At 73.2% G+C, this 9,855-nt stretch carries 8 protein-coding genes; 4 read left to right on the top strand and 4 right to left on the bottom strand.

What is annotated here, in order from left to right; all coding sequences use genetic code 11:
- Positions 1-23: 23 nt before the first annotated feature.
- The 3 genes from E4099_RS23150 to E4099_RS23140 are packed head-to-tail and all read right to left on the bottom strand — an operon-like array spanning position 24 to position 3,340.
- Entirely contained in the window at positions 24-1,544 is a 1,521-nt protein-coding gene (locus E4099_RS23150) for an acyl-CoA synthetase (RefSeq protein ID WP_135341042.1), read from the bottom strand.
- A gap of 9 nt (positions 1,545-1,553) precedes the next feature.
- A complete protein-coding gene (locus E4099_RS23145; RefSeq protein WP_135341043.1) occupies positions 1,554-2,423 on the bottom strand; it encodes an amidohydrolase family protein in 870 nt (289 codons plus the stop codon).
- A gap of 14 nt (positions 2,424-2,437) precedes the next feature.
- Positions 2,438-3,340, bottom strand: coding sequence for an SDR family oxidoreductase (locus E4099_RS23140; protein WP_135341041.1), 903 nt, complete (start codon positions 3,338-3,340; stop codon positions 2,438-2,440).
- 174 nt (positions 3,341-3,514) lie between these two features.
- Between E4099_RS23140 and E4099_RS23135 the strand changes: the two genes are divergently transcribed.
- Both E4099_RS23135 and E4099_RS23130 read left to right on the top strand, forming a co-directional pair.
- On the top strand, positions 3,515-4,387 hold the full coding sequence (locus tag E4099_RS23135; RefSeq protein WP_245245108.1) for a PaaX family transcriptional regulator: 873 nt from the start codon (positions 3,515-3,517) through the stop codon (positions 4,385-4,387).
- A gap of 144 nt (positions 4,388-4,531) precedes the next feature.
- Positions 4,532-5,926, top strand: a complete 1,395-nt coding sequence (locus E4099_RS23130) for an NAD(P)/FAD-dependent oxidoreductase (RefSeq protein ID WP_135341039.1) — start codon at positions 4,532-4,534, stop codon at positions 5,924-5,926.
- A gap of 43 nt (positions 5,927-5,969) precedes the next feature.
- Here E4099_RS23130 and E4099_RS23125 read toward each other — a convergent pair whose 3' ends face one another.
- Complete coding sequence (locus E4099_RS23125) at positions 5,970-7,973, bottom strand: glycoside hydrolase family 5 protein (RefSeq protein ID WP_135341038.1); 2,004 nt, start codon at positions 7,971-7,973, stop codon at positions 5,970-5,972.
- A gap of 210 nt (positions 7,974-8,183) precedes the next feature.
- Here E4099_RS23125 and E4099_RS23120 point away from each other — a divergent pair, with 210 nt between their 5' ends.
- Positions 8,184-9,224: a radical SAM protein gene (locus tag E4099_RS23120; RefSeq protein WP_135341037.1), complete on the top strand. Its 1,041-nt coding sequence runs from the start codon at positions 8,184-8,186 to the stop codon at positions 9,222-9,224.
- 116 nt (positions 9,225-9,340) lie between these two features.
- The coding region (locus tag E4099_RS23115) for a class III lanthionine synthetase LanKC N-terminal domain-containing protein (RefSeq protein WP_483414778.1) at positions 9,341-9,855 on the top strand (515 nt) is incomplete at its 3' end.

The raw sequence follows: 9,855 nt of genomic DNA, 5'->3' as shown, positions 1-9,855 counted from the left end.
GGCGGGGAGCGGGAGGTACGGGATCAGGGGGCGGATCCGTGGCGCGCCCGGATCGGGCCCTTGAGCAGCTTTCCGGAGGCGTTGCGCGGCAGTTCGGTGACGAGGACGACGCTTTTCGGGATCTTGTAGCGGGCGAGCCGGCCCTCCAGATGGGCGATCAGCTGCTCCCCGGTCACCTCGGCGCCCGGGCGCGGTACGACGACGGCTCGGCCCACCTCGCCCCACTTGGGATCGGGGACGCCGATGACGGCGGCCTCGGCGACGGCGGGGTGCCTCAGCAGGGCGTCCTCGACCTCGGCCGGATAGATGTTCTCCCCGCCCGAGATGATCATGTCCTTGAGGCGGTCGACCAGATGGACATAGCCGTCCGCGTCGACCACGGCCACATCGCCGGAGCGGAACCGGCCGCCGTCGAGGAAGGCGGCGGCGGTCTCCTCCGGCAGGTTCCAGTAGCCCGGGGTGACGTTGGGGCCGGCGACGACCACCTCGCCCTTCTGGTGCGGCGCCGCCTCCTCACCGGACGGCAGGAGGACGCGCACATCGGTGAAGAAGTGCGGCACCCCCGCCGAACCGGCGTGGTCGAGCGAGTCGGCGCGGCCGAGGATCAGCGCCCCCGGCGCCGCCTCCGTCATCCCGTACCCCTGGACGAAGGCCAGCCCCCGCTCCAGATAGGCGTGCGCGGTCCGGCTGGGCACCGGGGCGCCGCCGCACAGCAGCATGCGCAGGCTGGACAGGTCCGCGCTCGCCCACCCCGGCGCGGCCGTCATCGCGTCGTACATCGTGGGCACGCCGAACATGCAGCTGACCCGGTGCCGTTCGATCAGCTCCAGGCTGCGGCCCGGGTCGAAGGAGGACTCCAGCAGGACCGTTCCGCCCTTGAGCAGGGTGGGCAGGCAGCTCATGTTCAGGGCACCGGTGTGGAACAGGGGGGCGGCGACCAGGGCCACCTCGTCACCGGCGAGGTCGCTGTCGACCAGCACGTTGAGGCTGTTCCAGAGGATGTTGCCGTGAGTGAGCACGGCCCCCTTGGCGCGGCCGGTGGTGCCGGAGGTGTACATGATGAGGCAGACGTCCTGGTGCCCCACCTCCTCGTCGAGCGGATCGGTGCCGGCCGCCGCGAGCAGTTCCTCGTACGGCAGGCCGGGACCCGCCTCGACGGCGAGGACCGCGGCCGGTCCGGCCCCTGCCGCCAGTTCCGCCACCCGCCCCTCCGGCTGCCGGGCGTGCACCAGGACCCCGCTGCCCGAGTCGGCCAGCTGGTGCAGGAGTTCCGGGACCGTCAGCCGTGCGTTGAGCGGGACGAACACCGCTCCCAGCAGCCCGGCCGCGAAGAGGGTCTCGAGGTAGGCGGGATGGTTGGGTCCGAGGAAGGCCACCCGGTCGCCGCGGCCGACCCCGGCGTCGCGCAGGACGTGCGCGAGGCGGGTGCAGCGGTCGTGCAGTGCGGCGTAGTCGAGGGCGCGGCCCTCGTACCGCAGCGCGGTGCGCCGCGGTGTCCTGCGGTTCCGGCGGGCGGGCCAGGAGCCGATGCCCTGGTTGCGCATGGAAACCCCTCAGCGGTCGGTGAGGCCGAGCAGCGCGGCGGCGTTCTCCTTGAGGATCTTCGGACGGACCTCGTCCTTGATCGGGAGCTTGGCGAAGTCGGCCAGCCAGCGGTCCGGCGAGAGCAGGGGATAGTCGGAGCCGAACAGCACCTTGTCCTTCAGCAGGCTGTTGGCGTACCGGACGAGCACGGGCGGGAAGTACTTCGGGGACCAGCCGGACAGGTCGATGTACACCTGCGGCTTGTGGGTGGCCACCGCGAGCGCCTCGTCCTGCCAGGGAAAGGACGGGTGGGCGAGGATGATCCGCATGCCGGGGAAGTCCGCGGCGACATCGTCCACGTCCATGGGGTCGGAGTACTTGAGCCGGATGCCCCCGCCGCCGGGCGCGCCCGCGCCGATGCCGGTCTGACCGGTGTGGAAGACCGCGATCGCCCCGGCCTCCTCGATGGCCTCGTACAGCGGGTACGCCATCCGGTCGTTGGGGTGGAAGGCCTGGAGGTTCGGGTGGAACTTGACGCCCTTGACCCCGAACTCCCCGAAGAGCCGACGCAACTGGCGGACGGCCGCCCGGCCCTTGTACGGATCCACCCCGGCGAACGGGATGATCACGTCCGGGTTCTCCGCGGCGGCCTCGGCGATCTCCTCGTTCGGCACCGGTGGGGTGCCGGTGGCCGACTCGGCGTCCACCGTGAAGACCACGCAGGCCATCCGGCGCTCCCGGTAGTAGGCGGCGATCTCCGGCAGGGTGGGATGGCGGTGCTCCGCCTTGAAGTACGCCCCGGCGGCACCGTCCAGTTCGGCCGAGAGCGAGGTGCCGCCCTTCGCGGAGACCTCGGCGTGGGTGTGGACGTCGATGGCGGTGAGCTCGTCCAGGTTCAGCACGGTGCCGCCCCTCACAGCCGCGGGGCCGGGATGCCGAAGGTCTGCGGGGTGCGGCCGACCGTCACCGGCCAGGCGTCGGCGATGGCGTCGGCGCTCCAGCCCCCGTCGGCGTAGGCCACCGACACCTCCTGCGGGTGGGACCACAGGGCGAGCCTGTCGCCGCCGATGCCGATGCACTGCCCGGTGACGTCGGCGGAGGCGTCCGAGGCGAGGAAGGCCACCAGGCCCGCGACGTCCTCGGCCGTGCCGAAGCCCTCGCCCTTGCGCAGGCTGCCGGGGAGGGCCGTGCCGTGCTGCTCCAGCGCCTCGACGTGCGGGGCGAAGGCGGGGATGCTCCTGGTCATCGCGGTGGCCGCGACCGGTATGACGGCGTTGGCCGTGATGCCGGCCCGCGCCAGCTCCATCGCCCAGGTGCGCACCATGGCGGCGATCCCGGCCTTGGCGGCGGCGTAGTTGGTCTGCCCGAAGTTGCCGCGCTGGCCGGCGGGGGAGCCGGCCACCACGATCCGGCCGCCCTCGCCCTGCGCCCGCATGCGCTCGACGGCGGCCCGTACGCAGGTGAAGGTGCCGCGCAGATGCACCTCGACGACGGTGTCGAAGTCCTCGTCGGTCATCTTCCACAGCACCTTGTCCCGGAGTACGCCGGCGTTGGCGACCATGACGTCGAGTCGGCCGAAACTGTCGACAGCGCGGGCGACCAGGGCGTTCGCGGCCTCGGTGGAGCCGACAGGTACCACCTCGGCGACGGCGCTGCCGCCGGCCGCGGTGATCTGGCGGACGGCCTCGTCGGCCGCGGCGGCGTCCACGTCGTTGACGACCACGGCGGCGCCCGCGGCGGCGAGGGCCCTGGCGTAGGCGAGGCCGAGGCCGCGGCCGCTGCCCGTGACGACGGCGGCCTTGCCGGAGAGATCCATGAGCGGGTCCTTTCGCAGAAGGCGGATGGGGGTGCGGGGTGTCCGGACGGGATCGGGGCGCGGGGCACGGACCTCGAGGCGGCGGGCACCCGTCGATGAGCGCCAAAGCTAGGCATGTTTCTGTCGACGGTCAATGATCTGCCGAATATTGTCGACCGCGCCTACGCTGTCCCCGTGACCCATCCCGAACCCGCGCCGCGGCCGGAAACCGCGGCCGACGGCGGTGCCCCGCCCCGCCCCCAGTCCCTGATGCTGAGCTTCTTCGGCATCCACGTCCTCGGCACCGACACCGCCCTGTCCTCGGCGAGCGTGATCGACGCCTTCGCCCGCGTCGAGGTGGGCGAGGACGCCGTCCGCTCGACCCTGACCCGCATGGTCGGCCGCGGCCTGCTGGAGCGGCACCGGCGGGGCCGGCGCACGTACTTCTCGCTCACCGACCGCGCGGCGGCCGTGCTCGCCGACGGCGAGAGGCGGATCTGGCGCACCGGCGCGGTCAACCGGGCCTGGGACGGCAGTTGGACCCTGGTCGGCTTCTCGCTGCCCGAATCCTGGCGCCGCGAACGCCATGACCTGCGCTCCCGGCTGGTCTGGGCGGGTTTCGGCCCGATCCAGAGCGGCCTGTGGGCGGCGCCCGGCCGGATCGACGTGGCCCCCCTGGTGGCGGATCTCGGGCTCGGGGACCGCATCCGGGCCTTCCACGGCGAGGCCGCCGCGCCCACCGAGGCCGGCCGGCTGCTGCGGACCGCCTTCGACACCGACGCGATCGCCGCCGGCTACCGCGCCTTCCTCGCCCGCTGGGGCGACGGCCCCGCGCCGGCCGAGGCGCGGGACGACCTGGGCCGCCAACTGCTGCTGCACACCGACTGGCTCGACCTGGTGCGCCGTGATCCGCACCTGCCCGCCGAGCACCTGCCCGAGGAGTGGCCCGCCGAGCGCGCCGAGGGGCTCTTCCGGGAGCTGGCGGCGCGCTACGAGCCCGAGGCGACCCGGATCGCCGGCGAGATCCTCGACCGCTGGCAGCCGGCGGAGGAGCGGCCGGGCGGCTGACGCCGCGCCGGGTGGTCGCACCCCGGGGTCGGCGGGTGTCCGCTTACGTCAACACCATTGACCTTGCCGTGGCCGGCGGAGTCTCATGGGCGGCACGTCGCAAGGCCCGCGCTGCGGGCCGCCTCCGCGATCCGAAGGAGCCCCATGGACCACCTCGCCTCGCTCCGAGACGCCGAACCGACCCCGTTCTGGCTCGACGACCCCGCCAGGCCGCGGGCCACCGCCGCCCTCGTCGGGCGCGCCGGCTGCGACCTGCTGGTCGTCGGCGGCGGCTACTGCGGACTGTGGACCGCCCTGGTGGCCAAGGAACGCGATCCCTCCACCGATGTGCTGCTGATCGAGGCGGACGAGGTCGGGGGCGCCGCCTCCGGCCGCAACGGCGGATTCTGCGAGTCCAGCCTCACCCACGGCCTGCACAACGGGCTCCGGCGCTGGCCCGAGGAGATCGGCCTCCTCGAACGGCTCGGCCGCGAGAACCTCCAAGCCATGGAGGACGCGGTGGCCCGCCACGGCATCGACTGCTCCTGGGAGCGCACCGGGTCCCTGGTCGTCGCCACCGAGCCGTACCAGGTCGAGGGACTGCGGGAGGAGGCGGAGGCCGCCGCCCGGTACGGGGGCAAGCCGGTCCTGCTCGACGCCGAGGCGGTCCGCGCCGAGATCGACTCCCCGACCTTCCTCGGCGGCCTGTGGAACAAGGACGACGTGGCCATGGTCAACCCGGCCCGGCTGGCCTGGGGACTCAAACGCGCCTGCCTGGACCTCGGCGTCCGGATCCACGAGCACACGCCCGCCACCTCCCTGCACGGGGACGGTGCCACGGTCACCGTCCGCACCCCCTACGGCCGGATCGCCGCCCGGCGGGTCGCGCTCGCCACCAACGCCTTCCCCTCACCGCTGCGCCGCCACCGCCCGTACACCGTGCCGGTGTACGACTACGCGCTGATGACCGAGCCGCTGACCGAGGCGCAGCTCGCCTCCGTCGGCTGGCGGCGGCGCCAGGGCTTCGCGGACTGCGCCAACCAGTTCCACTACGTCCGGCTCTCCGACGACAACCGCATCCTGTGGGGCGGCTACGACGCCGTCTACCACTACCGGGGCCGGGTCCGCGCCGAGCACGACCGGCGGCCGGAGACCTTCGCCACCCTCGCCCGGCACTTCTTCACCACCTTCCCGCAGCTGGAGGGCCTCCGCTTCACCCATGCCTGGGGCGGAGCCATCGACACCAGCACCCGCTTCTGCGTCTTCTTCGACACCAGTCACCAGGGGAAGGTCGCCTACGCGGCCGGCTTCACGGGCCTCGGCGTCGGCGCCACCCGGTTCGGCGCCGAGGTCATGCTCGACCTGCTGGCGGGCGAGCGCACCGAGCGCACCGGGCTGGAGCTCGTCCGCCGCAAGCCGCTGCCCTTCCCGCCCGAGCCCATCCGCTCGGTCGGCATCGGGATCACCAGGTGGTCCATGGCCCGTGCCGACCGCGACCAGGGCCGGCGCAACCTCTGGCTGAGGACGCTCGACCGCCTCGGCCTCGGCTTCGACAGCTGAGCCCGAGCCGCCGGTCGGCACCCCGCGCCACAGGAGGGGTGCCTCACAGCGTGCGGCAGAGCAGCGCGTCGGGTTGGCCCAGGTGCCCGACGCGGGTGGTGAAGGCGATCCCGGCCGCGTACTCGGTGGGGGCGCACTCTCCCTTGTAGGCGCCCTGGGCGAACTCCCCACCGGGATCGGCGGGCGGGCGGTTGTCGCCGCGGTCGAACCAGACGGTGCGCCCGGTGGTGCCCAGGGGGTGGCGGGCCGGCACGCACAGGGCCGCGGAGACGGTGGCGCCGCGCAGGCTGTAGCCGATGAGGAACTGGTCGCGCGGGCACTGGAGTTTGCGGTAGCCGGTGGCCCAGTCGCCGTCCGCGGGCACGTATCGCTCGTCGCGCACCACGCTCTGGCCCTCGCCGGCGGAGCGCAGGTCGCCTCCGGTTCCCGTGTCGGTGCACAGCCCGCGGCCCTGGGTGTGGCTGACGCCCAGCAGGCGTTCGCCGTCCGGGCAGACCGCCTTGCGGGCCCCGCTGTCCCAGTCGCCCGCGGCCCGGGTGCGCAGTGACCGGATGGCGTCCGCGTGGTCGGTGGTGAGCATGTGCCAGGCGTCCACCGCGGGCACCGGCCCGGTCCGCTCCGGCGCGGCGAGCATCCGGTTCCAGGCCTCTGCCCGCCAGTCCGCGCCGTCCAGGATGCCGGTGCGCCGGCCGGCGGCGTCGTAGCGCAGCAGGGCCCAGTCGTCCCCGGCCGGCCGCCCCTGGGGGTCGGTGCTCCAGCCCACCAGCGGCCAGTACGCGAAGTCCGTGTCCTTGGCGGCCAGATAGGCCGTGAGGTTGTCGAACCAGGTACGGGCGGCCGCCCCCGTCTCCCCGGCGCCGATGCCGAACTCGCTGACCCACACCGGCGCGGTGAAGTGCCGCCCGGACTCGTCGGCCACGTACAGCGCCTCGTCGCGCAGCGCCGCGTACAGCTGGTCGCGGGTCAGGTCCTGGTAGCGCGGGTCGCTGGTCTCGCCCACCCCGGTGGCCCCGGTGTGCCGGGGGCCGGTGTAGCCGTAGAAGTGGGCCGAGTAGACCAGCTTTCCGGAGACCAGCAGGGTGTGGGAGAGGGTACGCACCGGGGCGAGCACCGGGCGGCCGTGCGGCAGTCCGTCCACTGGCACGCCGGTCCAGTTGATGCCCTCGATGACGACCAGCAGCTCCGGATCGGCCTCGGTGTGGATGCGGTCCGCCGCCTGCTCGGCCGCGGCGTACCAGTCGTGGCCGTCGCCCAGGCCCCAGTTGGGGTCGTCCAGCACATCGCGGCGCACCTCGTTGTAGAGGTCGGCGCCCACCACGCGGTCGTCGTCCCGGTAGCGGCGGGCCATGAAGACCCAGTCGTCGGCCCACTGCCCGGTGCTCTGGGAGCTGTTCCAGCGTTCGTTGCCGTCGATCCCGCAGCACCAGCGGCTGGTGTTGGTGTGGTTGTTCAGGATGACGGCGAAGCCGTCCTCGGTCAGGGCCGCCACCACCGCGTCGAACACCTCCAAGGGCGTCCTGCCGAGCAGCCGGGGATTGGCCGCCACCGCGGCCGCGGGCACCGGGTCGGTGCTGTGGATCATCTCGTTGGAGAACGGCAGCCGGATGGTGTTGAGGCCCAGCCGGTGGAAGTCCGCCAGCAGGGCGGGGAGCGGAACGCGGTCCAGGCCGATCGGAATGCCGTGGGAGTCCTGGCCGCTGTGGTGGTTGGCCGGGTCACCCGCATCACCCGAGCCGTCCCAGGACCCCTGCGCCCCGTCCCAGTTGCCGGCCCGCAGCCGGAACCGCCGACCCTCCGCGTCCACGATGTACCGGCCCCGGGTGGACAGCGGCGCGGTCCACGAGGCGGCCGCCCCCTGCCGTGCCGCGGGTGCGGCGGACCCGGGGGGAGGGGGAGCGGCGGCCGCGCCGTATCCGGTGGTGCCGGTCAGCACCAGGCACAACACGATCAGCCGGCATATCGCACGCAGTGAGATCCTCACGTCACCCTGCCCGAGTCCTGGGACGCATCGACGAAGCGGAGCCACGGTAGCGGCGGGTCCTCGCATCGGCCACAGGTACGACGGGGGAATGGGCCCATCCCGTGCTTCATGGGCGTGCACACTGTGCCGCTCTTGTGTGAAGAGGGGCAAAATGGCCGCAGAAGATGGCGGAATCGGCCATTCGGTGACCATCCCGAGTGGAATGTGAAGGTCCGTCCTTATTCTCGGTTTGCCTGTTCGGTCACACATCGGCCACACAACAGTCCGGGGGGACGCATGACCCGCAACGGTCCTGCGCAAATCGTCTGGGACATCACCTACACCTGTCCGCTGCGCTGCGTGCACTGCTACTCCGAGTCCGGACGGCGTCCGGCCAGGCAGCTCGACCTCGACGGGATGCTGCGGGTCGCCGACGGGCTCATCGAGCTCGGGCCCGACAGCATCGCGCTGGCGGGCGGCGAACCCCTCCTGGTCAAAGGGGTGTTCGACGTCGCGGAACGGCTGGCACGGGCCGGTATCGAGGTCATCCTCTACACCAGCGGCTGGTCACTCCAGCCGTGGATGACCGAGCCCATCGCCCGACTGTTCTCCCGGGTCAGCGTCAGCGTCGACGGCGGCACCCCGCTGACGCACGACACCATCCGCGGCCGGGCCGGCTCCTACGACCGCGCCCTGCGGGCCCTCGGCCTGCTGCACGAGGAGGCCCGCCAGCGCCGCGGGACACGGCAGGCGGACCTCTGGCTCGGCATCGACTACGTCGTGGTACGCGCCAACTACCCGCAGATGGACCGGCTGTGCACCACCGTCGCGGAGCGCTTCCCGGAGCTGGGGTTCGTCTTCTTCGGGGCGGCGGTGCCCGCCGGGCTGGCCAGCCGCGCCGGATTCCAGCGGCACGAGCTCGTCTCCGACGCACAGGCCAGGGAGCTGGCCGAGGGCGAACTCGCCGCCCGGCTGCAGACCCTCGTACCCGACACCCTCGCCGTACGCACCACGGACAACGCCTTCCTGTGGATGTACGAGGTCGCCATCGCCGAGGGCGGCGGCTTCCACGCCCTCCAGGTGGAGCCCGACGGAGCGGTGCGCGCCATGCCGATCTACGAGGGCACGGTGGGCAGCCTGCTGACGGACCCGCCCGCCGAGCTGTGGCGGCGCGCGGTCGCCCGCTGGAGCGACCCCTACGTCGTCGAGACACTCGCCCCGGTACGGACCATGGCCGGCTGGGCGGAGGCCACCCGCGCCCTGGACCTGCGCTTCGCCGCACCGGAGGACCTGGCGCGCATCGAGCGCCGCCCCGCCTACCCGGCGCCCCGCCTCTGACCGGGGGAGGGGACCGTGGACTCCTCGGACCGTTCCGACGGGACCGGCCTCGGCCGGTTGCTCCCGACATCGTGCGGGCGCGGCTCGACCACCGCGGCGAGGGCACCCGCTGGCGGATGAGCACCGGCAGCGGATTCTGGTGCCGGGTGACCCCCGCGGGCCGCCCGCTGCGCACCCAGGGGTGGAAGCTGCACCTGTCCGCCACACCGCTGTCCGCGCCGTACGTCCTGACCCGGGCCGCCGACATCCTGATCCGGCACCGCTTCGCCTTCAAGTTCGCCGCGACCGTGGACGGGGTGCGCGAGCTGGTCTCGCGGCACGCCGACCGCGGCAGCGGCGGGAAGTTCCTCACCGTCTACCCCGAGTGCGACGAGGACCGGCTCCGCGAACTGGCCGAGGCACTGCACCGGGCCACCTCCGGCCTCCCCGGACCCGGCATCCTCTCGGACCGGCGGTACCGCCCCGGCAGCCTCGTCCACTACCGGTACGGGGCCTTCGGCGGCGTACCGGTGCTGGGGAACGACGGGACCTACGAGACCCTTCTGATCGCACCGGACGGGTCCCTGGCACCGGACCACCGCAAGGCCTGGTTCAGCCCACCGCCCTGGGCACCCCGCGACCCCTTCCGGCC

Source organism: Streptomyces palmae, from assembly GCF_004684805.1.
Taxonomy (GTDB): domain Bacteria; phylum Actinomycetota; class Actinomycetes; order Streptomycetales; family Streptomycetaceae; genus Streptomyces; species Streptomyces palmae.
This window is presented reverse-complemented; position numbering and strand designations above follow the sequence as displayed.

What these genes read in the sequence shown, in the direction of transcription:
- E4099_RS23150 (WP_135341042.1), bottom strand. Translation starts at nt 1,544, where the DNA reads ATGCGCAACCAGGGCATCGGCTCCTGGCCCGCCCGCCGGAACCGCAGG.
- E4099_RS23140 (WP_135341041.1), bottom strand. Translation starts at nt 3,340, where the DNA reads ATGGATCTCTCCGGCAAGGCCGCCGTCGTCACGGGCAGCGGCCGCGGC.
- E4099_RS23130 (WP_135341039.1), top strand. Translation starts at nt 4,532, where the DNA reads ATGGACCACCTCGCCTCGCTCCGAGACGCCGAACCGACCCCGTTCTGG.
- E4099_RS23125 (WP_135341038.1), bottom strand. Translation starts at nt 7,973, where the DNA reads ATGCGAGGACCCGCCGCTACCGTGGCTCCGCTTCGTCGATGCGTCCCA.
- E4099_RS23120 (WP_135341037.1), top strand. Translation starts at nt 8,184, where the DNA reads ATGACCCGCAACGGTCCTGCGCAAATCGTCTGGGACATCACCTACACC.